At 67.5% G+C, this 24,225-nt stretch carries 22 protein-coding genes and 1 other RNA gene; all 23 read right to left on the bottom strand.

The genetic code is table 11. The features are described 5' to 3' along the window. Position 1: 1 nt before the first annotated feature. The 23 genes from lpxC to NYR58_RS00435 all read right to left on the bottom strand — a co-directional run bounded on the left by lpxC (position 2) and on the right by NYR58_RS00435 (position 24,131). Positions 2-952 (bottom strand): UDP-3-O-acyl-N-acetylglucosamine deacetylase, encoded by a 951-nt coding sequence (gene lpxC, locus NYR58_RS00545; protein ID WP_261518441.1) that lies wholly within the window; start codon positions 950-952, stop codon positions 2-4. A gap of 290 nt (positions 953-1,242) precedes the next feature. Continuing rightward, positions 1,243-2,889 carry a cell division protein FtsZ gene (gene ftsZ / locus NYR58_RS00540; RefSeq protein WP_261518440.1) on the bottom strand — a complete coding sequence of 549 codons (1,647 nt, stop codon included), beginning with the start codon at positions 2,887-2,889 and terminating at the stop codon, positions 1,243-1,245. 64 nt (positions 2,890-2,953) lie between these two features. Beyond that, positions 2,954-4,261, bottom strand: coding sequence for a cell division protein FtsA (ftsA, locus tag NYR58_RS00535; protein ID WP_261518438.1), 1,308 nt, complete (start codon positions 4,259-4,261; stop codon positions 2,954-2,956). Next, a complete protein-coding gene (locus tag NYR58_RS00530) occupies positions 4,258-5,157 on the bottom strand; it encodes a cell division protein FtsQ/DivIB (protein WP_261518437.1) in 900 nt (299 codons plus the stop codon). The genes ftsA and NYR58_RS00530 overlap by 4 nt, the downstream gene beginning before the upstream one ends. Next, the gene (locus tag NYR58_RS00525; protein ID WP_261518436.1) at positions 5,145-6,071 is read right to left on the bottom strand and encodes a D-alanine--D-alanine ligase; all 927 of its coding nucleotides are present in this window, start codon (positions 6,069-6,071) and stop codon (positions 5,145-5,147) included. Before NYR58_RS00525 ends, NYR58_RS00530 begins: the two co-directional genes overlap by 13 nt. 217 nt (positions 6,072-6,288) lie before the next feature. Next, a complete protein-coding gene (gene murB / locus NYR58_RS00520) occupies positions 6,289-7,251 on the bottom strand; it encodes a UDP-N-acetylmuramate dehydrogenase (protein WP_261518435.1) in 963 nt (320 codons plus the stop codon). Continuing rightward, positions 7,248-8,645: a UDP-N-acetylmuramate--L-alanine ligase gene (murC, locus tag NYR58_RS00515; protein WP_261518434.1), complete on the bottom strand. Its 1,398-nt coding sequence runs from the start codon at positions 8,643-8,645 to the stop codon at positions 7,248-7,250. Before murC ends, murB begins: the two co-directional genes overlap by 4 nt. Next, entirely contained in the window at positions 8,642-9,772 is a 1,131-nt protein-coding gene (gene murG, locus NYR58_RS00510; RefSeq protein WP_261518433.1) for an undecaprenyldiphospho-muramoylpentapeptide beta-N-acetylglucosaminyltransferase, read from the bottom strand. The genes murC and murG overlap by 4 nt, the downstream gene beginning before the upstream one ends. Before the next feature lies 1 nt (position 9,773). Further along, entirely contained in the window at positions 9,774-10,928 is a 1,155-nt protein-coding gene (gene ftsW / locus NYR58_RS00505; RefSeq protein WP_261518432.1) for a putative lipid II flippase FtsW, read from the bottom strand. After that, complete coding sequence (murD, locus tag NYR58_RS00500) at positions 10,925-12,328, bottom strand: UDP-N-acetylmuramoyl-L-alanine--D-glutamate ligase (RefSeq protein ID WP_261518825.1); 1,404 nt, start codon at positions 12,326-12,328, stop codon at positions 10,925-10,927. The genes ftsW and murD overlap by 4 nt, the downstream gene beginning before the upstream one ends. Before the next feature lie 29 nt (positions 12,329-12,357). Beyond that, complete coding sequence (mraY, locus tag NYR58_RS00495) at positions 12,358-13,440, bottom strand: phospho-N-acetylmuramoyl-pentapeptide-transferase (RefSeq protein WP_261518431.1); 1,083 nt, start codon at positions 13,438-13,440, stop codon at positions 12,358-12,360. 34 nt (positions 13,441-13,474) lie between these two features. Beyond that, the gene (locus NYR58_RS00490) at positions 13,475-14,902 is read right to left on the bottom strand and encodes a UDP-N-acetylmuramoyl-tripeptide--D-alanyl-D-alanine ligase (protein WP_261518430.1); all 1,428 of its coding nucleotides are present in this window, start codon (positions 14,900-14,902) and stop codon (positions 13,475-13,477) included. Then, on the bottom strand, positions 14,899-16,353 hold the full coding sequence (locus tag NYR58_RS00485) for a UDP-N-acetylmuramoyl-L-alanyl-D-glutamate--2,6-diaminopimelate ligase (RefSeq protein WP_261518428.1): 1,455 nt from the start codon (positions 16,351-16,353) through the stop codon (positions 14,899-14,901). Before NYR58_RS00485 ends, NYR58_RS00490 begins: the two co-directional genes overlap by 4 nt. A gap of 54 nt (positions 16,354-16,407) precedes the next feature. Beyond that, complete coding sequence (locus NYR58_RS00480) at positions 16,408-18,114, bottom strand: peptidoglycan D,D-transpeptidase FtsI family protein (RefSeq protein ID WP_261518427.1); 1,707 nt, start codon at positions 18,112-18,114, stop codon at positions 16,408-16,410. Further along, entirely contained in the window at positions 18,111-18,473 is a 363-nt protein-coding gene (ftsL, locus tag NYR58_RS00475) for a cell division protein FtsL (protein ID WP_261518426.1), read from the bottom strand. The genes NYR58_RS00480 and ftsL overlap by 4 nt, the downstream gene beginning before the upstream one ends. A gap of 10 nt (positions 18,474-18,483) precedes the next feature. Next, entirely contained in the window at positions 18,484-19,506 is a 1,023-nt protein-coding gene (gene rsmH / locus NYR58_RS00470) for a 16S rRNA (cytosine(1402)-N(4))-methyltransferase RsmH (protein ID WP_261518425.1), read from the bottom strand. After that, positions 19,506-19,970 carry a division/cell wall cluster transcriptional repressor MraZ gene (mraZ, locus tag NYR58_RS00465; protein ID WP_261518424.1) on the bottom strand — a complete coding sequence of 155 codons (465 nt, stop codon included), beginning with the start codon at positions 19,968-19,970 and terminating at the stop codon, positions 19,506-19,508. Before mraZ ends, rsmH begins: the two co-directional genes overlap by 1 nt. 380 nt (positions 19,971-20,350) lie before the next feature. Then, positions 20,351-20,747, bottom strand: an RNA gene (gene rnpB, locus NYR58_RS00460) — RNase P RNA component class A. Positions 20,748-20,794: 47 nt separating this feature from the next. After that, positions 20,795-21,430, bottom strand: a complete 636-nt coding sequence (locus NYR58_RS00455) for a lytic transglycosylase domain-containing protein (RefSeq protein ID WP_261518423.1) — start codon at positions 21,428-21,430, stop codon at positions 20,795-20,797. 160 nt (positions 21,431-21,590) lie between these two features. Next, positions 21,591-22,361: an N-acetylmuramoyl-L-alanine amidase gene (locus tag NYR58_RS00450; protein ID WP_261518422.1), complete on the bottom strand. Its 771-nt coding sequence runs from the start codon at positions 22,359-22,361 to the stop codon at positions 21,591-21,593. Then, on the bottom strand, positions 22,358-23,065 hold the full coding sequence (locus NYR58_RS00445; protein ID WP_261518421.1) for a J domain-containing protein: 708 nt from the start codon (positions 23,063-23,065) through the stop codon (positions 22,358-22,360). The genes NYR58_RS00450 and NYR58_RS00445 overlap by 4 nt, the downstream gene beginning before the upstream one ends. A 192-nt stretch (positions 23,066-23,257) precedes the next feature. Next, positions 23,258-23,479 carry a hypothetical protein gene (locus tag NYR58_RS00440; protein ID WP_261518420.1) on the bottom strand — a complete coding sequence of 74 codons (222 nt, stop codon included), beginning with the start codon at positions 23,477-23,479 and terminating at the stop codon, positions 23,258-23,260. A gap of 130 nt (positions 23,480-23,609) precedes the next feature. Continuing rightward, entirely contained in the window at positions 23,610-24,131 is a 522-nt protein-coding gene (locus NYR58_RS00435) for a winged helix DNA-binding protein (protein WP_261518419.1), read from the bottom strand. Positions 24,132-24,225 lie beyond the last annotated feature (94 nt).

Below are 24,225 nucleotides of genomic sequence, written 5' to 3'. Positions count from 1 at the left end.
CCTACAGCACCCAGGGCGCGTAGACCGGCGCGTTGACCGCCACCATCTCCGCCCCGCGCCCGCGCTCACGCCGCGTCGTCTCGACGATCTCGAAGGCCGAACGGTCCGTGAGCAGGTGCCGCAGCGCGGCGGCATTCAGCCGGTGGCCGCCACGATAGGAGCGGAAGCAGCCGATGAAGCGGGCGCCCGCAAGCGCCAGGTCGCCCACCGCATCCAGCATCTTGTGGCGGACGAACTCGTCCGGGTAGCGCAGCCCCTCCATGTTGATGACACGGTGGTCCTCGCCGATGACGACGGAGTTCTCCAGCGAGGAGCCGAGCGCGAAGCCCGCCGCCCACAGCCGCTCCACATCCTTGATGAAGCCGAAGGTGCGCGCGCGCGCCACCTCGCGCGCAAAGACATCGGCACTCATGTCGATGGAGAGCGCCTGGCGGCCGATGGCCGGCGTGTCGAAGTCGATCTCGATCTCGAAGCGGGTGCCCTCGTAGGGCTGGAACTCGGCCCACGAGCCGCCCATGTCGATCCGCACCGGCTTGACGATGCGGATGTAGCGGCGTTTCTCGGCAAGCTGCTCGATACCCGCCTGGCGGAACGCCTCGACGAAGGCGGCGGCACTGCCGTCCATGATGGGCACTTCGCTGCCGTCGATCTCGATGGCGACATTGTCGACACCCATGCCCGACAGCGCGGCCATCAGATGCTCGACAGTGGCGACATGGTCGCCCGACGGATCGCCCAGCCCGGTGCAAAGGTCGGTCTCGCCCACCTCCGCGGCCAAGGCGCGGATCTCCCTGCCCGAGGCCTCCTCGTCGATGCGCTGGAAGACGACACCCGTATCGGCCTCCGCGGGGGAGAAGTGAATGGAAACGGGTTTTCCGCTGTGAACGCCGATGCCGGAAAGACTAAAACGCGATTTAAGTGTGGTCTGGTACTCGAGCAATTCAATCCCCATTATCCCGCCCCCTGGAGCCGCTCACATGTCAATCTGGCAAACATCAACGGTATGAACGGCTCACGCTGCGCGGCAGGACCAGCCCCTCTAACGCCCTTCGCCCCGCAGTCGTTTGCGGCGCAAGATAATGTCACGGAACGGCGGCGCCAAATCACGCTTTCTTACTCCGTGTTACGCTTAAACTGTTTCGCAAAGCAACTTTAAGACATTGTTTTCCATATACATCTCCAGAAGCACGAACGGGCGCCTAAGCGCCCGTTCGTTACCGGCTGTTATCATGCGTGAGCATGTCAGTTTGCCTGCCTTCTCAGGAAGGCAGGAATCTCGAGCTGATCTTCCTCCTGCATCGGACGCTGCGGGGCCACCCGGCCGTGCTCGTCAAGCTGCCCGCGCTGCGGCGCATAGAGCTGGCTATCGCCGGCTGCCGCGCGGCGCGGCTCGGGCTGGCGCAGGCGCGGCTCCGGCGGGCGGGCGGCGTGCTCGTCACCCTCCTCGCGGCGCGAGAGGCCATGGGTGAGCCGCTTGAGCAGGCCCACGGGGCCGCGGTCCTCCTGTTCGGGCGCCGGCGCGGAGCGGCGGCCGGCCTCGATCTCGGCCTGCGCGACCGGCGGGAAGTCCTCCACTCGCGGCATACGCGGCTGCACGGGGGCCGGCTGCGGCTGCGGCGCCGGCTGCGGACGGACGGCCTCGACAGGCCGCGGCTGCGGCTCGGGCTGCGCCGGCTTGAACAGCCGGCTCTGCGGGCGGAAGTCATCCTGCGGCTGAGGCTGGACGGGCCGCTGCTCGGCAGCGCGGATGGCCTCCGCCACCGGATCCTCGCCGGCCGTGGCAGACGGCGCCTCGCGCATGGGCTGCGGGCGCGGCTGAACCGGCTCGGCGCGCTGCACCTCCTGCATGGCCGGCCGCGGCTGCGGCTGGCCGGGGCGCGGCGGCTGGCGCAGAGTGCTGGGCGACGCGGAGATCTCGGCGGCCGACTTGTCGATGCCGGTGGCCACCACAGAGACGCGAATGACGCCCTCCAGCTCCTCGTCGAAGGTGGCGCCGAGAATGATGTTGGCCTCCGGGTCCACCTCCTCGCGGATGCGCGTTGCCGCCTCGTCCACCTCGAACAGGGTGAGGTCGCGCCCGCCGGTGATCGAGATGAGAAGGCCCTTGGCGCCCTTCATGGAGGTCTCGTCGAGCAGCGGGTTGGCGATGGCCGCCTCGGCCGCCGCCATGGCGCGGCCTTCGCCGGAAGCCTCGCCCGTGCCCATCATGGCCTTGCCCATCTCGCGCATCACCGAGCGCACGTCGGCGAAGTCGAGGTTGATGAGACCTTCCTTGACCATCAGGTCGGTGATGCAGGCCACGCCGGAATAGAGCACCTGATCGGCCATGGCAAAGGCATCGGCGAAGGTGGTCTTGTCGTTGGCGATGCGGAAGAGGTTCTGGTTCGGAATGACGATGAGGGTATCGACGCATTTCTGCAGTTCCTCGATGCCCGCATCGGCAATCTTCATGCGCCGCTGCCCCTCGAAGTGGAACGGCTTGGTGACCACGCCGACGGTGAGGATGCCCTTCTCGCGCGCCGCATGCGCCACCACGGGCGCAGCGCCGGTGCCGGTGCCGCCGCCCATGCCGGCGGTCACGAAGCACATATGGGTGTTCGACAGATGATCCAGGATCTCGTCGATGCACTCCTCGGCCGCCGCGCGGCCCACCTCGGGCTGCGAGCCTGCGCCGAGCCCCTCCGTCACCGAGGCGCCAAGCTGGATCAGCCGCTCGGCCTTGGAAGTGGTCAGCGCCTGGGCATCGGTGTTCGCAACCACGAACTCGACGCCGTTGAGGCCCGCCGTGATCATGTTGTTGACGGCATTGCCGCCGCCGCCGCCGACACCGAACACGGTGATCCTTGGCTTCAGCTCGGTAATGTCCGGCTTCTTAAGGTTTATGGTCATTTCCTCGTCCTTTCCGCCTTGTCCGCCGCCTCGCCGCCGCGGCCGTTATGGGGCACGTCCCCTGTCAAAAACTCTCACGCAACCACTGACCGACGCGCTGCAACCGTCCCCCCGTCCCCGTCGCGCGCGCAAAGAAGCCGCCCCTGGAAGGGCGGTTTTCGAAATCCGCCACCTGCGGATAGATGAGAAGGCCGACGGGCGCGGCGAAGGCCGGCCCCTTGGCCGCTTCCGGCAGCCCCTTCACGCCCAGCGGGCGGCCGAGCCGCACCTGACGGCCCAGGAGCCGCCGCGCCGCCTCCGGCAGACCGGAGAGCTGACTGGCGCCGCCCGTCAGCACCACGCGGCGCCCGACCAGATGGCCGTAGCCCGAGCGGTTGAGCCGCTCGCGCACCATCTCCAGCGTCTCCTCGATGCGCGCACGCACGATGCGCGTCATGACCGAACGCGGCACCTGCAAGGGCTGCTCGCCCTCGTCGCCGCCCATGGGCTGAATGGTGACGACATCGCGGTCGTCGTTGCTTGCCGGCAGCGCCGAGCCATGCATCACCTTCAGCCGCTCCGCATCCTCCAGCCGCACCGACAGCCCGCGCGCCAGATCCATGGTCACGTGATGGCCGCCCACCGGCAGGGCATCGGCATGAACGAACTTGCCTTCCACGAAGACGGAGATGGTGGTGCAGCCGCCGCCCATGTCGATGCAGGCCGCGCCCATTTCGGCCTCGTCGTCGACCAGCGCCGCAAGGCCGCTGGCATAAGGCGTGGCCACCATACGCTCGACGGAAAGGTGCGCCCGGTTGATGCACAGCTCAAGATTGCGCAGCGGCACGCTGTCGGCGGTGAGCACGTGCATATCCACGCCCAGCGTGTCGCCCATCATGCCGCGCGGATCGCGGATGCCGCGCTCGGTATCCAGCGAGAAGCCGACGGCCAGCGAGTGCACCACCTCGCGCTCGGCCTTCAGCGCCTGGCGCGCACCGGCCGCAAGCACCCGGTTCACATCCGATTTGGCAACCTCGTGGCCGCCCAGATTGACGGTGGCGGAGGCGACCTCGCTCTTGAGCCGCCCAGCCGAGACGTTGACGATGAGCGAATCGACGGTGAGCCCCGCCATGCGCTCCGCCGCGTCGACCGCCAGGCGCACCGCCTGCTCGGCCCTGTCGAGATCGACGATCACGCCCGACTTCACGCCCTCGGACTTCTGATGGCCGATGCCGATCACGCGGATGCGGTGCGTGCGGTGGGAAAGCGCCCTGCCGCCTTCGCTCGGCAGAAGCTTGGCGATGATGCAACAGACCTTGCTCGAACCCACATCCAGCACGGTGAGGATGCCCGAACGCGGCGCGGCGGAACGTTCGCCCAGAAGCCAATTCATATGCTGGCCCCTCCCCGGCGCTGCGAAAGCATGTCCTCGAAGGCCGCCGCGCGCTTCTCCGCCGACTCCGGCGTGAGCGCGACGACGAGCCGGTCGGCAAGCCTGAGATCGACGGACTCGATGTCGCGCGACAGAAGCGCATACTGGCCATCGAGCCTCGACACCTCCGCCAGCGCTGCCTCGACGTTCCTTTCAGGCAGCCTGATGGTGATCCCGTTGTCGAGCCGCAGGTCCCAGCGCCGGTCGGCCACGCGGATATAGGCGCGCACGCGCCCAGAAAGCCCGCGCACGCGCGCCACCTGCTCCACGAAGGCGGGCCCCGCTTCCCTGGCGCCTTCGCCGATGAGTAGCGGCAGGGACGCCAGATGCCCGCCATAGAACGGCGCGATCACGTCGCCGTCGCGCTCGATCACGGAAAGGCGGCTGTCGCGCTGCCACAGGGCAAAGGGCTCGCGCTCCACGATCTTCACCACGAGGGTGGCCGGATAGACCTTGCGCACCTCGGCGCGCTCCACCCAGGCAAGCTCCGCAATGCGCAGGCGTGCCGCCTGCACGTCGAACCCCACCATGGAGGTCCAGCCGTCGAGGCCGATGCGCTGCAGGATATCGATTTCCGAGGTCTCGCGGTTGCCTGTCACCTCGATATTCTCGATGGCAAAGCCGACGCGCGAGGTGGCCTGGCGGATCACCTCGTCCATGTGGCCGCCCGCCAGCCCGCCATAGAGACCGGTGAGCGCAAACAGCAGACCGGTGGCAATGGTGGCGCCGAAACGCGGCGACTCCATACGCTCGACGTCAATGCGACGGAGCATGCGCACGGGCCGCCGCAGCCAGCGCGGCAGCACCAGGCCAACCTCGGCCGGGCGCCTGCCCCTTTCCGACTTCAGCGCGAACACGACGCGTCCTCCACCATCCAACTCAACAGTTCACCAAAGCCGATACCCGCCTCGGCGGCGATGTCCGGCACCAGGGACGTCGGCGTCATGCCCGGCTGCGTGTTGAGCTCCAGCCAGACCAACTCCCCCTCTTGCGAAAACCGATCGTCATAGCGGAAGTCGGAGCGGCTCACGCCCCGGCAGCCGAGCGCCTTGTGCGCGGCGAGGGACAGTGTCTGAATCTTTTGGTAAATATTCGGTGAAATTTTTGCTGGGCATTCGTGTTTTGATCCGCCCGGAACGTATTTCGAGTCATAATCATAGAAAGCGTGCCCCACCGGCACGATCTCGCACACACCCAGAACCCTTTCGCCCATCACCGCGCAGGTGAGCTCGCGCCCATGCACGTAGCGCTCCACCATCACGCGCTCGCCATAGCGCCACTCCGAGGAGCCCAGAATCTGCGGCGGATGCGACTGATCCTCGCGCACGATCACGACACCGAAACTGGAGCCCTCCGCCACCGGCTTGACCACATAGGGCGGCGGCATGGGATGCTGAGCGCCGATGTCGAACCGATTGACGACAAGCGACGGCGCCACGGGCACACCGGCGGCGCGCGCCACCGTCTTGGCGCGCTCCTTGTCCATGGCGAGGGCCGATGCGAGCACGCCGGAATGGGTGTAGGGAATGCCAAGAAATTCGAGAACCCCCTGGATCGTGCCGTCCTCGCCATAGGGGCCATGCAGCGCATTGAAGGCGACATCAGGCTTCAATTCGCCGAGCACGCGACCGATGTCGCGATCGACATCCACCCGCGTGACGCGATAGCCCTCCGCCTCCAGGGCGTCGGCGCAGGCGGCACCGGAGGACAGGCTGACCGGCCGCTCCGAGGAAAATCCGCCCATCAGCACGGCGACGTGCTTCTTCTTCATGCGCCATCGCCCCCGTCTGGCAGCGCCTGCCTTGCCATCGCTGCGAAATCCTTCCCCTCTCTCCAGAGCAGCCCCCTGGCGCACACCGCCGACTCAAATCAGGGAAGCTTGCAACCACAGAATCAGAGAGTTGATTCTGTGGCAACCCCTTGAGATTCCGCGGATTCAAATTTTTAAGAGAATGTGAACGATCTGCAGTGCGCTGCCTCTCGGGAGGCTACAGGAGCCGCCCCAGGAAGGGGTCTATCGCATGGCCCGACCGGAAGGCGCCGATGCGCCTGATCTCCCATTCCAGGCGGATGCCGGAGGTCTCCAGCACGCGGGCGCGCACGGTCTCGCCCAGATATTCCAGGTCGTAGCCCGAGGCCGTGCCCGTGTTGATCATGAAATTGCAGTGCATGGGCGACATCTGCGCACCGCCGATGAGGAGCCCGCGGCAGCCCGCCTTGTCGATCTCCTTCCAGGCCGACGTGCCCGGCGGGTTCTTGAAGGTGGAGCCGCCGGTCTTCTCGCGGATCGGCTGCACCGTCTCGCGGTGCTGCTGGACGGCATCCATGGCGGCGCGGATCGCCTCGGCGTCCTGCGCATAGCCTTCCATCACCGCCGAGGTGAAGATGAGATCGGGCGGGGCGGAGGACTTGCGATAGGCATAGCCCATCGCTGCGTTGGACAGCGTATGCAGCTCGCCCTTCCTGTCGAGGGCGCGCACCTCGACCACGCGCTCGCGCGTTTCCACGCCGTTGGCGCCGGCATTCATGCGCAGCGCGCCGCCCAGCCCGCCGGGGATGCCGTGATAGAAGTGGAAGCCGCCGATGCCCATTTCCAGCGCGAAGGCAGCCAGGCGCTTGTCGGGGATGGCCGCACCGGCCCGGATGCGCGTCGGCGAGACCGCCTCCACCTGGCCGAAGCCCTTGGCCGACAGGCGCACGACGAAGCCGGCGATGCCCCCATCGCGCACGAGGAGGTTGGAGCCGATGCCGACCACGGTGACGGGGATCTCCTCCGGCACGGCGCGCAGGAAGTGCGCGAGGTCCTCCTCGTCCTGCGGCTGGAAGAGCACCTCGGCCTGGCCGCCGGCGCGGAACCAGGTGATCTTGTCCATGCCGGCATCGGGCGTGAGCCTGCCGCGCAGGCCGGCAAGCCGGGAGCCCAGCTTCTGGAGAAGCGCCGCGCCGCTCATGTGGCGAGCTCTCCCGGCAGGGCATAGGCCCACTGGGTGATGCTGCCCGCGCCCAGGAAGATGACGAAATCGCCCGGCGCGGCGAGCTCGCGCACCAGTGGAGCGACGGCCTCCGGCCCTTCGATGAGACGCGCGTCGCGGTGGCCGGCAGCGCGCAGGCTGGCCACCAGCGCCTGCGAGGAGATGCCCTCGATGGGCGCCTCGCCGGCCGCATAGACCGGCGCCACCAGCACCGTGTCGGCATCGTTGAAGCAGGCGGTAAAATCGTCGAACAGGGTGCTTAAGCGCGTGTAGCGGTGTGGCTGGGCGACGGCGATGATGCGCCCGTCCGTCGCCTCGCGCGCGGCCCTGAGCACCGCGCGGATTTCCACCGGATGGTGGCCGTAATCGTCGAAGATCTGCACGCCGTTCCAGGTGCCGGTCAGCGTGAAACGCCGCTTCACGCCGCCAAAGGCGGCAAGCCCCTTGCGGATGTCCTCGGCGCGGATGCCCAGCTCATGGGCGACCGCAATGGCGGCCACCGCGTTGGAAACGTTGTGCCGGCCGGGCATGGGCAGGCGCAGGCCCTCGATGGTTTCCACCTCACGGGACTTCAGCCCGCGTATGCTGACGTCGAAGACGGAGACCGCCCCCTCCATGCGATGATTGGCAAAGCGCACGTCGGCCTGGCGGTTCTCGCCATAGGTGATGATGCGGCGGTCCTCGATGCGCCGCACCAGCGCCTGCACCTCCGGGTGGTCGATGCACATGACACCGAAGCCGTAGAAGGGTACGTTCTCGACGAACTGGCGGAACGCCTCGCGCACCTTCTCGAAGGAGCCGTAGTGGTCGAGATGCTCCGGGTCGATGTTGGTGACGACGGCGATCTCGGCGGGCAGCTTCAGGAAGGTGCCGTCGCTCTCGTCGGCCTCCACCACCATCCAGTCGCCCTTGCCCATGCGCGCATTGGTGCCGTAGGCATTTATGATGCCGCCATTGATGACCGTCGGGTCGAGCCCGCCGGCATCCAGCAGCGCGCCCACCATGGAAGTGGTCGTCGTCTTGCCGTGGGTGCCGCCGATGGCGACGGCCTGCCGGAAGCGCATCAGCTCGGCCAGCATTTCGGCACGGCGCACGATGGGCAACAGCCGCTCGCGCGCTGCCCGGTATTCGGGGTTGTCGCGCTTGATGGCGCTGGAGACCACCACCACCTCCGCCTCGCCCAGATTTTCCGCCTTCTGGCCGACATGGACCGGAATGCCCTTTTCGCGCAGGCGCGCCACGTTGGCGTTTTCCACCTGGTCGGAGCCCTGCACCCTGTAGCCCAGCGTGAAGAGGGCCTCGGCGATGCCGCTCATGCCGATGCCGCCGATGCCGATGAAATGCACGACCCCGATTGTCTGCGGCATCTTCATGCGTGGGCTCCTTTCACGATGCTGTCCACGGGCTTTCCCGAGGCAATAGCCTCTGTGAGGTCGGCAAGCAACGCAGCCGCGTCGGGCCGGCCCACCCCGCGTGCCGCCTGCGCCATGGCGGCAAGCTTTTCCGGGGCGCCCATCGCGACTTCGATGATGCCGGCAAGCCGCTGCGGCGAAAGCTTGTCCTGGGTGACGATCTCCGCCCCGCCGGCGCGCGCAAGCGCCGCCGCATTGGCCGCCTGATCGTGGTCGAGGGCGTGGGGATAGGGCACCAGAAGGGCCGGACGGCCGACCACCGCGACCTCCGAGACGGTGGAGGCGCCGGAACGCGAGATGACGAAATGCGCCCGCGCCAGCCGGGCGGCCATGTCGGTGAAGAAGGGGGAAACCTCTGCGGCAACGCCCAGTGCGTCATAGGCGGCGCGCACCGCCGCCTCGTCCTCGGGCCGCGCCTGCTGGACGACCTTCAGCCGCGCGCGCACGCCCGCCGGCAGCAGGCGCACCGCCGCGGGCACCACCTCGCCGAAGAAGCGGGCGCCCTGGCTGCCACCGAAGACGAGGAGGTGGAAATGGCCGCGCGGCGCCGGCGGGCGGTACGCCGTCTTCGCCGCCTCGATGATGGCCGGGCGCACGGGATTTCCCGTCTTCACGATCTTGGCGGCGAAGGCCCCCTCCGCTTCCAGGAAGCCGCCGGCAATGGCCGTCACCCGGCGCGCCAGCGCCCGGTTGGCGCGGCCCATCACGGCGTTCTGCTCGTGAACGAGCGTGGGCACGCGCCGCCGCGTGGCGGCGAAAAGCGGTGGCAGGGTGGGGTAGCCGCCAAATCCCACGACGGCGGCAGGCTTCAGCCGGCCGATCAGGGCCGATGCCTGGCGCACGCCACGCCAGATGGCAAGCAGGCTACGCAGGAGCGCCACGGGATTGCGCCCCGCGACCGTGGCCGATTCGATGGGATGCACGGCCTCCGCCGGAAAGGCATCCGCGAAGCGCCGCGCGCGGGCATCCGTGGCCAGATGGACGCTCCAGCCGCGGGCGATGAGCTCGTGCGCCAGCGCCTCCGCCGGGAAGAGATGGCCGCCCGTGCCGCCGGCGCTCAGGAGAATGGTCTTCGCCTTGCCCGTCATGTCAGCCGGCCGCCGTCGCCCTTCCCGACATGCTGGTGAAGCCGACGGGCCGGCGCTTCTCCGGCCGCCGCCGGGCGAGGGCCAGTACGAAGCCCATGGAAATCGCCATGGCGATCAGCGACGAGCCGCCATAGGAGATGAAGGGCAGCGTCATGCCCTTGGCCGGCATGAGGTTCACATTGACCGCCATGTTGATGATCGACTGGAAGCCGAAGAGGATGACGAGCCCGGACAGCGCGTAGCGGGTGAAATCGTCGCTCTCGCGCTGCGCCAGCATGAGCCCGCGCAGCACGATGAAGGCGAAAATGGCGAGGATGAGCAGACACATGACGATGCCGAACTCCTCGCCGGCGACAGCGAAGACGAAGTCGGTATGGCTGTCCGGCAGGATGCGCTTGACCGAGCCCTCTCCCGGCCCCTGGCCCAGCCAGCCGCCGCGCGTCAGCGCCTCCAGGCTCATGTCCACCTGGTAGGTGTCGCCCTCGCCGGTCAGGAAGCGGTCGATGCGCTCGGCCGCGTGGGGGAAGCTGGTATAGGCGGCCACCGCGCCGGCCGCGCCCAGCACGCCCAGAACAGCAATCCACAGCCACGGCAGGCCGGCGATGAAGAACATGGCCCCCCAGGTGCCCATCACCAGGATGGTCTGGCCGAGATCGGGCTGAGCGACGAGCAGCGCGAGGACGAGGCCGAGCAGGATCATGGCGAAGAGATTGCCCGGAATCTCCGGCTGGCGCGCGTGTTCGGCAAACAGCCAGGCGCAGATGATCACGAAGGCGGGCTTGAGATATTCGGAGGGCTGAATGGACAGGCCGAAGAGATGGATCCAGCGCCGCGAGCCTTTCACCTCAATCCCGACGAACAGGGTGAGGACCATCAGCACCAGCGAACCGACGAGCATGAGAAGGGCGAGCCGGCGGATGTGGCGCGGCTCGAGGAAGGAGACGCCGATAAGAGCGACGAGCGCCGGCACCATGAAGACGATTTGCCGCGTGACGAAGTGAAAGCTGTCGAGGCCGATCCGCTCGGCCACCGCCGGGCTGGCGGCGAAGGAGAGCACCACCCCGATCCCCATCAGCAGCAGGAAGGCGGCGAGAAACCAGCGATCGACGGTCCACCACCAATTGGCAACCAGGCTGCGGTCTGTGCGGCTGATCATGTCCTGCTCTCCCCGAGTGGCGTGACACCGGGCAGCGAAAGCACCGCCGCGCGGAACGCCTCTCCCCTCACCTCGAAATTACGGAACTGGTCGAAACTCGCACAGGCCGGCGACAGCAGTACTACCGCTTCGCCCGCGGGATCGCCGGCCGCATCCCGCGCGGCGTGTTCCACGGCCGCCGCGATGGTACCCGAAATCTCGTATTCCGTCGCCTCCCCCAAGGTGGCGGCGAAAGCGGGCGCGGCCTCGCCAACCAGATATGCCTTGGCGATGCGCCCGAAGAAGGGGCTGAGGCTGCCGATGCCCCCCTCCTTGGGCAGGCCGCCCGCAATCCAGTAGATGCGCGAGAAGCTGGCAAGGGCGCGCGCTGCCGCATCGGCATTGGTGGCCTTGGAATCGTTGACGAAGAGAACGTTGCCCCGCCGCGCCACCTGCTCCATGCGGTGGGCAAGGCCGGGGAAGCTCTGCAGCCCGGCGCGCACCTCCTCCACCGACAGGCCGCAGCCGAGGCAGGCGGCAAGGGCGGCGAGCGCGTTCTGCGCGTTGTGCTGGCCGCGCAGCGCGCCCATGCCGTCCAGCGAGAACAGCCTTTCGACCTCGCCGGCGGCGGCGCGCATCAGCGCGTTCTCGCGCGCGAAATACCCATCTTCCAGCGTCTGGCCGGCGGAGATGGGCACGACCCGCCGCCCCGCCTCGCGCAGTCGCGCGGCGATGGCGCGGCTATGGGCGTCATCCATGCCGACGATGGCCGTGCCGCTGCCGGCCACCAGCCGCTCCTTGACCGCCGCATAGGCCTCCATCGTGCCGTGACGGTCCAGATGATCGGGCGAAAGGTTGAGCAGGACGCCGACGGACGGATCGAGGCTTGGCGCCAAGTCGATCTGATAGGAAGAGCACTCGATCACATGGTGGCGCTGCGCGGCCGGCGGCTCCAGCGTCATGACGGCGCGGCCGATATTGCCGCCCATCTGCACATCGCGGCCGCTGGCGCGCAGCACATGGGCGATGAGCGCCGTGGTGGTGGACTTGCCGTTGGTGCCGGTGATGGCGATGAACGGCGCCTGCGGCGCCCGCGCCCGCCGCTCGCGGGCAAACAGCTCGATGTCGCCGATGACCTCCACCCCCGCAGCGCGCGCCAGCTCCACGCTCCAGTGCGGGCGCGGATGGGTGAGCGGCACGCCGGGCGCCAGCAGCAGCGTCGAGAAACGGCGCCAGTCGGCCTCGCGCAGGTCGCCCGTCTCGACACCCGCCATCCGCGCCTCCTCAACGCGCTGCGGGTTGTCGTCCCAGGCAAGCACATGCGCCCCGCCCTCTGCCAGCGCGCGCGCCGAGGCAAGGCCCGAGCCGCCGAGGCCGAAGACGGCAACGTGCTTTCCTGCGAAGGTGGAGGCGGCGATCATGGGATGGTGATCCATGGTGCCCGACAGCCCTAGCGCAGCTTGAGCGTGGAAAGGCCGATCAGCGCCAGAATGACGGCGATGATCCAGAAGCGGATGACGACCTGGCTTTCCGTCCAGCCCAGCTTTTCGAAGTGATGATGGATCGGCGCCATGAGGAAGACGCGCCTGCCTGTCAACTTGAAGACCGCGACCTGAACGATGACGGACAGGATCTCGACCACGAACAGCCCGCCGATGATGGCAAGCACGATCTCGTGCTTGGTGGCCACGGCGACGGTGCCGATGAGGCCGCCCAGGGCCAGCGAGCCGGTGTCGCCCATGAAGATGGCCGCCGGCGGCGCGTTGAACCACAGGAAGCCGAGGCCGGCACCGATGACCGCCCCGAGAATGACCGCGAGCTCGCCGGTGCCCGGCACGAAGTGAATCTGCAGGTAATCGGCAAAGATGGCGTTGCCCGACAGATAGGCGATCACCCCGAAGGAGGCGGCGGCCACCATGACCGGCACGATGGCCAGCCCGTCGAGGCCGTCGGTGAGGTTTACCGCATTGCCGGCGCCGACGATGACGAAGGCTGCGAAGGGAATGAAGAAGAGACCGAGATTGAGCAGCAGCTCCTTGAAGAAGGGGAAGGTGAGCGAGGAGGAGAACGGCGCCTGGCCGGCCCGCATGATGAGCCAGGCGGCAAGGCCGGCGATGAGAAACTCAAGCGCCAGGCGCACCTTGCCGGAAAAGCCCAGATGCGACTGCTTCGTGACCTTCAGATAGTCGTCGTAGAAGCCGATGGCGCCGAAACCCACCGTCACCATCAAGACGATCCACACATAGATGCTGCCGAGATTCGCCCACAGGAGGACGGAACCCAGAATGCCAGTCAGGATCATCAGCCCGCCCATGGTGGGCGTGCCCGCCTTCTTGAAATGCGTCTGCGGCCCGTCGGCGCGGATGGGCTGTCCGCGCCCCTGGCGCACGCGCAGCGAGTTGATGATGGCCGGCCCGAAGAGGAAGACGATGAAGGCGGCGGTGATCAACGCCCCGCCGGTTCGGAAGGTGATGTAGCGAAAGACGTTGAAGGCCGTAAATTCATCGGCAAATTCTACGAGGAGCATCAGCATGGCGAATATCCTTCGGGCGATGCGCGCCGGGTTGTCAGTTGTGCTCCGTGGCCGCGGCGGGGAACCGCTCCAGAAGGGCCTCCACGAGCGTGGAAAAGCCGATCCCCTTGGATGACTTTATCATCACGGCATCCCCCGGCCCGACCATCCTGAGAAGCAGCGGCTTGAGGCCCTCGGCATCCTCCCGATATTCGACCTGCGGGCCGGCTGGCGGGTTGTCGGCCAGCACCTTCATCTCGGAACCGCCGAGGAGAAGGATGTCGATGCTGGAGGCGGCGACCAGATCGGCCAGCGCGGCATGCAGCTTTGCCGAGTGCTGGCCGAGTTCCAGCATGTCGCCCAGAACGGCGATGCGCCGCCCCTCGCCCGACACTGGCGTGGCGGCCAGAAGCTGCATGGCCGCGCGCATGGAGGCGGGGTTGGCGTTGTAGCTCTCGTCGATCAGGGTGAAGGTGGCGTCTCCATGGCGCAGGACGTGGCGCAGGCCGCGCCCCGCCCCGGCCGAAAACTCGCCAAGCGCCAGAAGCAGCCTGGCCGGGTCGGCGCCGGCCAGATATCCCGCCCCGACCGCCGCCAGGGCATTCTGCACCATGTGACGGCCCGGAGCGCCGATGCGGCCCACCAGCTCCTGCCCGGCGATCTTGAAGGTGACGGTGGAGCCCGTCTCCTGCGGTTCCCATTTCACGAGGCGGAACTGGGAACGCGCATTCTCGCCGAAGCTCCAGACATTCTCGATGCCCGCATCGGCGGCGATCTTCGACAGCAGCTTCCAGCGCTGATCGTCGCGATTGAGCAGCACATTGCCATCGCGCACCACGCCGGCGAAGATCTCCGCCTTGGCGTGGGCGATGTCGTCGAGGCTCTTGAAGGCGCCGAGATGGGCGGCGGCGATCATGGTGATCATCGCCACATGAGGCCGGACCAGCTTCGACAGGGGCTCGATCTCGCCGGCGTGGTTCATGCCGATCTCGAAGACGGCATAGTCGCAGTCGGCCGGCATGCGGGCCAGCGTCAGCGGCACGCCCCAATGGTTGTTGAAGGAACGGTCGGCGGCGTGCACGCTGCCCACGCTGGCGAGCATATGGCGGAGCATGTCCTTGGTGGTGGTCTTGCCGGCCGAGCCCGTGACCGCGATCACCCTGGCGCGGGTGCGGTTACGCGCTGCCGTCGCCAGCCCCTCCAGAGCCTGCCGCACATCGGGCACCACCACCTTCGGGATGGCCAGCCGGCCGAGCGCCGGCAGCTTGGCCTCCGAGACCACGACGAGCCCGGCACCGGCCGCCATGGCGGCGGTGGTGAAGTTGTGCCCGTCGAACCGCTCGCCCTTGACGGCGAAGAAAGCCTCGCCGGGCTTCATCGTCCGGGTGTCGATCGAAATGCCTGTCACCCCGTCGGGCAGGTTGCCGATGGGGCGGCCGCCGGTGGCCTCCACCAGGGCCATGCTGTCCCAAAGAAGCGTCACGCGCCCTTCTCCCCGAGTGCCTGCCGCACCTCCTCGTGATCGGAAAAATGATGCTTCCTGCCGGCGATTTCCTGACCGATCTCGTGCCCCTTCCCGGCCACCACCAGCGTGTCGCCTGTCTCGAGCATGGCGACGGCGGCGCGGATTGCCGCCCGCCGGTCGCCGATTTCCGTGGCAGACGGCACCGCCTCCATGATGGCCGCTCGGATGGCGGCGGGGTCCTCGGAGCGCGGGTTGTCGTCGGTCACGATGACGACATCGGCCAGCCGGCCGGCAATCTCTCCCATGATCGGCCGCTTGAGCCGGTCCCGGTCTCCGCCGCAGCCGAAGACGACGATGACGCGCCCCGTGGTGAACGGCCTGACGGCCTGGAGAACGTTCTCCAGCGCCTCTGGCTTGTGGGCATAGTCGACATAGCATTGCGCGCCGTTGCCCGCCACGCCCACAAGCTCCAGACGGCCGGAAGCGCCCTGCAGATGCTCGAGGGCGGAAAGGGCTGCCTGTGGCGCGATGCCGCTGGCAATGGCAAGGCCGGCGGCCACAAGCGCGTTGGCGACCTGAAAGTCCCCGGCCAGCGGCAGGACGATCTCGTGGATCGTGCCTCCATGCGCAATCTCCGCGCGCTGGCGGTGGCGCTCGTGCTCGACGCGCTTGAGCGCGAGGAAGGTGCCCTTGCGCCCGACGGTGAGAAGTTCAAGCCCCGCCGCGCGCACCGCCTTAGCCGTGGCATCCGACCAGGCGTCGTCGGCGAAGACGACGGCCGGCGCGCCCCTAGGCAGGAGCGTGTCGAACAGGCGCATCTTGGTGCGGTGATAGTGCTCGACCGTGGGATGGTAGTCCATGTGGTCGCGGCCGAGATTGGTGAAGCCGCCAGCCGACAGGCGCACGCCGTCGAGGCGGCGCTGGTCGAGCCCGTGGCTGGAAGCTTCCATCGCCGCGTGGGTGACGCCGCTTTCCGCAAGCTCCTTCAGAAGCCGGTGCAACGACACCGGATCGGGCGTCGTCAGCTCGCCATACTCCTCGCGCCCCGGCGCCACGACGCCGGTGGTGCCGATGGAGGCCGCGGCAAGCCCCGTGCGCGCCCATATCTGGCGGGTGAATGCGGCGACGGACGTCTTGCCGCTGGTGCCCGTGACCGCCACCATGGTGGCCGGCTGGCCAGCGTGCAGGCGCGCGGCGGCAAGGGCTAAGGCGCGGCGCGGGTCCGCCACCTCGATGACGGGAACGCCGAGGTCGTCAGCCACCGCGCGCGGCGCGGCCACCACCGCCACCGCCCCGCGGCGCACCGCATCGGCGGCAAAGGCCGCTCCGTCGGCGCGGCTGCCGGCCAGGGCGAAGAACACATCGCCAGCCGCCACCCGCCGTGAATCGGAAGACAGGCCGGCGATCCGCAGATCTTGGCCCGCTGTCCCCTCCAGCGGCAGGATGTCGGCAAATTCACCCAGCTTCATCACGTCCCAGAATTCTTCCTGCGGCTGCCCGCGTGGTTTTTTGGCTTGCGGGAATCACTGATAGGAAACCAGCAAAGCCTCACTTTCATGGCCGAAATCCGGCTGGACGCCAAGTATCGGTGCGGCACGGCGGATAATGTTGGCGACGGTTGGAGCGGCGTTGAGGCCCGCCGTGGCCCCGATGCCGGGACGTTCGGGCTTCGGTTCGTCGATGACGACCAGCACCACATAGTCGGGATCATCGGCCGGGAAGCCGGCAATGAAGGCGTTGAAGCGCGCGTCGCTGGAATAGCGGCCGTTCACCACCTTCTCGGCCGTTCCGGTCTTGCCGCCCACGCTGTAACCCTCCACCCGGGCGCGCCGGCCCGAGCCCTTCTCTGCGTTGAGGCGGAAGAGATAGCGCATCTGGGCGCTCGTCTCCGGCGAGATCACCTGCCTGGCGACGGCCTGCGCCTCCTCCTGCGAGCGCGGCAGGAAGGTGGGGGGCATCAGCTTCCCGCCATTCAGCATGGCCGCCGCGGCCACCGCCGTCTGCAGCGGCGTGGTGGCCATGCCATGGCCGTAGGAGATGGTGATCGAGTTGAGCTTCTTCCATTCCCTCGGTTCGGTGGGGTGCGCAACCTCCGGCAGCTCGGTTTCCAGGCGGTTAAGCAGGCCGATGCGCTTGAGAAATTCGCGATGCCCCTCGATGCCCACCACGTCGGCCATCTTGGCCGTGCCGATGTTGGAGGAATAGATGAAGATCTCCGGCACCGACAGCACGCGGTGCTTGCCGTGGAAGTCGTTGATCGTGAAACGGCCGAAACGCAAGGGGCGCGTAGCGTCGAAACGGTCGTCGATGCTGACGAGTCCTGAGTCGAGCGCCATGGCGGTGGTGAACAGCTTGAAGGTCGAACCCATCTCGAAGACGCCGGCCGACATGCGGTTGAGCCGATCCTTTTCGAGCGCGTTGTGCGGGTTGTTCGGATCGTAGTCGGGCAGCGAGGCCATGGCCATGACCTCGCCGGTGCGCGCGTTCAGGATCACGCCGCCAGCCGCGATGGCCTGATAGCGCTCCATGGCTCTGGCAAGCTCGTCGCGCAAGACGTGCTGCACCCCGAGGTCGATGGAAAGGCGCACCGGCTTCAGTGTCTCCGGGCTGGCAAGGCCCAAGGCCTGAAGATCGGCGAGGCCCTGGTCGTCGATATATTTCTCCAGGCCGGCGATGCCCTTGTTGTCGATGTTGACGAGGCCCAGAATGTGTGAGGCGGTGGGGCCGCCGGGATAGAAGCGACGCTTCTCCGTGCGGAAGCCGAGGCCCGGAATGCCGAGCGCCAGGATTTCCGCCTGCTGGCGCGGCGAGAGCTGGCGACGCAGCCACACGAAGCCGGCATCCGAATCCAGCCTGCGATAGGTCTGCTCGTAGTCGAGATCGGGCAGCACCGTCTGCAGCTTCTCGATGGTTTCGTCGATGAAGGCGATGCGTCGCGGCTCGGCATAGAGCGAGGCGGTCTTGATGTCGGTCGCCAGCACCTCGCCATTGCGGTCCACGATATCGGGGCGCGAGGCGGTGGGCCGGCTTTCCGGCAGCCTGGCAACGTCCTCCTCGGCCATGCCGAGATGGACAAGCCGCGCGCCGATGGCCGCATAGATGGCAAACAGCACGGCCATGGCCATGAACACGCGGCTGCGCGAGCGCCCGCCGCCGGCCTTGCGCGCCCCTTCCACCACGATGGCTCCGGCCTGCGCGGGCCCGCCCCCCTTTCGCCTCCACAGCCTCATGGGTGCACACCTCCGGTGACCACGGGGTCGCTCGCCGCCTGCCCGTCCTCGGCCACCAGCAGGTCGTCGCGCAGCGGGATGGCGCCCAGCGCCTGGGGCTGGGCGATCTGGCGGGGGTCGAGCACGGCCAGGCCCAGCTCGTCCTTGTAGATCTCTGTCAGCGTCTCCAGCCGTCCCGGCTGCGTGAGCAGGCTCCAGTCGGCCTTCAGCACGTTGATCGCATCCTTTTCGAGCTGGATCCCGGTCTCAAGCTCGCTCACCCGGCGCATCATGGCCTCCGCGTCATGCTTGGTCTTGTAGGTGAAGGCCGCCGCCGAGAGCATGACCGCAATAAGGACGACATCTGTGGTGCGGAACACGAACACGGGCCTACCTCGCCTTGCCGCCGAGCTGTGCCGTGACGAAAAGCGCCGGCACGCCCAGGCTGTCGAAATCCTCTGACCCCGCCGGGGCCGCGGTGCGCCGCGCTGCGCGCAGGCGGGCCGAACGGGCGCGCGGATTCGCCTCCGTCTCCGCGCTGCCCGGCGAGACCGGCTTTGCCGGCTTCTCGAAGGTGGGACGCGGCACGGCGGCCTCCGGCAGGTGGCGCGAGCCGCCACCGCTTCCCGAGCGGGCAGCCAGGAAGCGCTTGACGATGCGGTCCTCCAGCGAATGGAAGCTGACGACGGCCAGCACGCCGCCGGGCTTCAGGAGGCGCTCGGCCGCAAACAGCGCGCGCGCCAGCTCCCCCAGCTCGTCGTTGACGAAGATGCGCAGCCCCTGGAAGACGCGCGTGGCGGGATGGATCCTGTCGCTCGGGTGGCGGCCCAGCGTGCGCTCGATCAGGGCTGCCAGATCGTCCGTGGTCTCGAAGGGCCTTTCCGCCCGCCGCCGCTCGATGGCGCGGGCGATGCGGCCGGCGTGGCGCTCCTCGCCAAGCAGGCTGAAGATGCGCGCCAGGTCGTTCGCCCTGAAGGTGTTGACGACATCCGCCGCGCTCGGGCCCTGCCGCTCCATGCGCATGTCGAGGGGGCCCCGCCTGCGGAAGGAGAAACCGCGCTCGGCCTCGTCGAGCTGCATGGAGGAGACGCCGACATCGAGAACCACCCCATCGACGGGCCTGCCGGCGACGGCCTCCATCCGCGAGAAGCGGCCCTGCACGAGCCTCAGCCGCCCGGCAAAACGCTCGACCAGCGCCTGCCCGCCGGCCACCGCCTCGGGGTCGCGGTCGATCGCCACCACCTGCGCGCCGCGTTCCAGAAGCGCCTGCGCGTAGCCGCCGGCGCCGAACGTGCCGTCGAGGACGGTCTTGCCCGGCGCGGGATCGAGCGCAGCGACCACCGCATCGAGAAGGACCGGAATGTGGCGGGCCGGTCCGCCACCGGCCTGGCTTTCGCCGCCGGGGCCCGCCATCATTCCGTATGCGCGGCGCGGGCCTCGGAGGCCCGTTGCCGCAACTTCAACAGCCGGGCGCGCACCTGCTCGCCATGGGCGCGCAGGCGCTCCGGCTCCCACATCTGAAAGAACAGCCCCCGCCCCACGAACGCCACCTGCGTGGTGATCCCCGTATGCTCGCGCACGAAGTCCGTGACCGTGATGCGGCCATCCTGGTCCAGCTTCAGGAAGCTGCCATCGCCATGCACGAAAAAGGACATGTCGTCCGCCGTCTGCAGGAAGGGGTCCTCCAGCGCGATGCGCTGCTCGTATCGGTCGAGAAGGTCCGGGCCGCCCACATCCATCGCCGGCACGTCCAGCGCCCTCAGGGCGTAAAGGTCGGCAAATCCGCGCCTCTGCACCACCGCGCGGAAGTGTGCCGGGACGGAAACCCGCCCCTTGGAGTCGATCCTGTTGATCGCGCTGGATAAGAACCGATCCATGCTCCGCCACGGCCGCTACGGCGTCTCGCCCCTCTGAATTGCTCCGCCCGCGCCATGGCGCGGCCTTCCGATCGTCTCCCGTCACCAGGCACGACACTTCCCGGCGTCCGCACATGCGGCCGCGCAGCCTTCCAACTCCGTTTGAGACAACAACCTGGCTGGATTTATGGGATATCATGGGCATAGATGGGCGTCAATGGGAATAGCTCTCACCAAGCCGGATTGCGCCGGGATTCCAGCAATTTGCCGGAAGTCACCATTTATCGCGCGTTAAGCCTAACGAAGCGTTGAGAAGGCACGGGAAAACGGAGCAGACGGGCGCCGGAGAATGAATCGTCTTCCGAGGGAAACGGCACAAGCCATTGAAGAACAGAAAGAAAAATACCAGCCGGTCTGTAAGCCGGGTTCTGTACGTCCGCGCCGGACAAGCCGGCCCGGACGTGACGGCCATTCATCTGGGACCGGCGTTGCCGCCGGCCTCAAGCAACCTACCCGAACGGCAGGGCCGGAAACCGCCCCTGAAGGTTGCCCTTCGTGCCGTTCCTATTCGGTCTTGCTCCCGGTGGGGTTTGCCGTGCCGCGCCTGTTGCCAGGCGCGCGGTGGGCTCTTGCCCCACCCTTTCACCCTTACCCCCTGCCAAGCCGGCGGGGGGCGGTCTGCTTTCTGTGGCACTTTCCCTGGGGTCGCCCCCGCCGGGCATTACCCGGCACCGTGTTTCCGCGGAGCCCGGACTTTCCTCACGCACCACGGGCGCGTGCGGCCGTCCGACCGGCTGGTGTCCCGTATAAAGGGATTTTGGTGCCGCGAGGCAATGGCCTCTGACCTATTTGCCCGCCAAAATCCGCTTCACCTTCGCGCAATAGGCGGAGGAGACGGGGTTCATGCGCTTGGCGCCGTGGCCGGCATTGTAGCGCAGGATCGTGCCGCAGGTATCGCCGCCGCCCAGCTCGTAGGCACCGGCCAGATACTTCATGCCGTACTTGATGTTCGTCTCCGGTTCGTAGAGCGCCTTCACAGAGCCGCGATAGCCGAGGCCACGGGCCGTCGCGGGCTTGATCTGCATGAGCCCCACCTCGCCGGCACGGCCCCGTGCGTTGGGCCGGTAGTTGCTTTCCACCGAGATGACGGCGTGCGCCAGATCCTCGGGAACCCCGTATTTCGAGGCATAGCGCGAGACGATGTCGTGGAAGGGCGGCCTCTCGGCGGCCTTTTTCTTCCCCGCATCGGCGCCACGGGCGGCACCTATCGAGGCGGTCTTGATGTCGTCCACCTCCTCGTCTTCGGCGGGAGACTTTCCGCCGCGAATGATCTTCTTGAGCAGAGGGGCAAGCGAGGCGTTCTCGGCGCTTGCCGTCTCGGCGTCCCCCGACGGCCCCCTCTCCACCCGGTTTGCGGCCTCGGCGCCGCACGCGGACATCACGACGGCAAAGGCCGCCGCAGCAAATATTTTCGTGCTCATATGTATCTACCGTTCATTTGTCGCCGCGGACGCGGCGCGATTACAGACAGGAACGGCGGGAAAAAGAATTGCCGCCGTCGATCGGCGGCGGCTCTCGCAGGCAAAGTTGTGCCAAAAAGGGCTTGTCTTCTCAAAAAGAGTAACGATTCGGAAACATTTGTTAACGGCTCGCTGCGCCCCGGGGCAGCGCGGCCAGCAACCGTGCCAGCGTGTCACGCGTCGAAACATCGGCAATGCCGTCGACGCGCGCCGGCCGGAAATGGCGCTGGAAGGCACGCACTACGGTTGTGGTGAAGGAATCGAAGAAACCAGTAGTTTCAACTCCATAACCGTAGCGTGCGAGCATCTCCTGAAGCGTGCGGACAGCCTCGCCTTCATCCCCTTCCGCAAGCGACGGCCCGGCGCGAAGCGGGGTCGGGGCGACATAATGGCCCACCCCTTCGCGGGCCAGGCGGTGCCAGGGAAACTTCTCGCCCGGATCCACCTTGCGACCAGGTGCCACATCCGAGTGGGCGAGAACCCGGTGCGCGGCGATGCCATGGCGGCGGCAGATGTCGCGGCAAAGAGCGATCACGGCGGCGATCTGCGATTCGGGAAAATCGGGATAGCCGCCGGCATGGCCGGGATTGACGATCTCGATTCCGATGGAGAAGGAGTTGACGTCGCTCAGGCCCTGCCAGGAGGCGCGCCCCGCGTGCCAGGCGCGCGCCGCCTCCGCCACCATCTGGACCACGCGGCCGTCCTCGTGGACCAGATAGTGGGCCGACACCTCGGCTGCCGGGTCGCACAGGCGGCATTCCGCCGCTTCCGCGCTGTCCATGCCCGTGTAGTGCAGGATCACGGCATCCGGCCTCATGCCGCTGCGCCGCACACCGAAATTGGGCGAGGGATGAACCGTTGCGGACGCGTAGTCGGCGACAAAGCCGCTCATGCCGGGCGCCGGGTCTTCTCGAGTTGCTCATAGGCCGCGTTGAGCGCGGCGAGACGGGCATTGGCAATGGCGATGAACTCTTCGGGCACACCGCGGGCGACCAGGCGGTCGGGATGGTTTTCCGCCGCAAGCTGTCGGTAGCGACGGCGGATCTCCTCGAATGGCGCATCGCGCGCCACCCCCAGAAGCAGGTAGGGATCGGCGTCTCCCATCGCCACGTGCCGGGCGCGAATCCGCGCATAGTGCGCAGCGTCGATGCCGAAAATCTCCGCAACGCGCGAAAGGAACGCCTGCTCGCGCTCGTGAAGCACACCATCGGCCTTGGCGATGTGAAACAGCCCGTCGAGAATGTCCTCAAGCATGGGGCAGTTGCGCTCGCCCGAGCCGCACAGGCCCGCCATCTGCCGCGCGTAGATCTCGAATCCTGCCACATCCTGCTTGGCGAGATTGTACAGGCGCTCGACGTTGCGCAGCTCCTCGCGCGGCACGGAAAAGATCTCGTGGAAGGCACGCACCTCGTCGGTGGTGACGACGCCATCCGCCTTGGCCATCTTGGCCGACAGCGCAATGAGCGCGATGGAGAACGCCACCCGCCGGCGAAGCTGCGGGTCGCCGGCGAACGCCGTGCGCACCGCCTCCACCAACGCCGAAATCCCGCCGGAGGCACGCGAGAAAAGCTCTGAAATACGAACCAGAATACCCATTGCCGGGTTTTCTAAAACGATTTTACCCAGAAGACGAGAACGGATTTTCGCCCTGTTCCACCGCCTCGGGAAAGCCTGCCTCTCGGCGCTGGATCGAGGCGAAAGAAAGGCCGGTTGCCCGGCCTTTCCATGGCGGCTGCGCCGGTCTGCCGCCACAGGACCGCAGACCGGCGCCGCTTGGGACCGTGCCGCCTATTGCTGCATCTGCGTGCCGCCCTCACCGCCTTCCGGCACGATGCCTTGTGTCGTCGTGTCGTCACCCTGTGTCGCCGGGGCTTCGAGCGGCGCCGTCGATTGCGTACCACCGTTGCCACCCGCGTCGCCGGCCGGCGCCGCGTTGTCGCCGCCCTCACCGCAGGCGGCAAGGCCAATGAGAGCCATCGCGGACACGACTGCGATGAAAAGCCTGTTCATTGCAAACCTCCTTTTCGGGCACCCACCATCGGGCGGCCCGGGAAGAAATGCGCCGCGGGGGCGGGAGTTGCGTCACATTCGGTGACAGGCGGTCACATGGCATGAACAGGCGGCGGCCCGCCAGCGCAATCTAGAGGATCGCGGCGCTCCGGGCGGCCTGATCGTACTGGCCGGAGATGGTGCGCATGGTGGCGGCAATGCCCGACAACGCCTCTTCGTCGAGGTTCAGCCGCCTCATGCTGTCGACGAGCAGCGCCTCGCGCACCTCGTGATAGCGCCGGCATGCCTCGATGCCCTTGGGCGTCGCCTTGACCGTCTTCTCCTTGCCGCGCCGGCTGGACTTCACCAGGTCGAGGGCGGCAAGCTTCTTGATGGCGTAGGTGACGACATGCGTGTCCTCGATGTTGAACATCATGCACAGCTCGGCCAGCGTCTTCTCGCGCCCGCGATGGGCGACGGCATGCAGCAGATGCACGGCAATGGGCTGCAGCCCCGGCTGGCCGGCCGCCGCCATGCAGCGCACCATCCAGCGCTGGAAGGAATGATGCATCAACGTCATGGCGAACTCGATCTCCGACAGGGCCGGCATGGCGCCGGCCGCCAGATGGGCCGCGGCCACCACGGGGCCGACGGTCTGCCTCTCCTCGCGCATTGTCACCTCCCGGCGTGGGTTCGCGGGCTGGGATCATCCGCATACGATTGCAATATGTCAATAAATTATTGACGTTTTGTTTTAGTCATGCTTG

It is taken from the genome of Chelativorans intermedius (assembly GCF_025398255.1).
Classification (GTDB): Bacteria; Pseudomonadota; Alphaproteobacteria; order Rhizobiales; family Rhizobiaceae; genus Chelativorans; species Chelativorans intermedius.
Note: the sequence above shows the minus strand (reverse complement) of the source record. Positions and strands in the feature narration are given on the sequence as shown.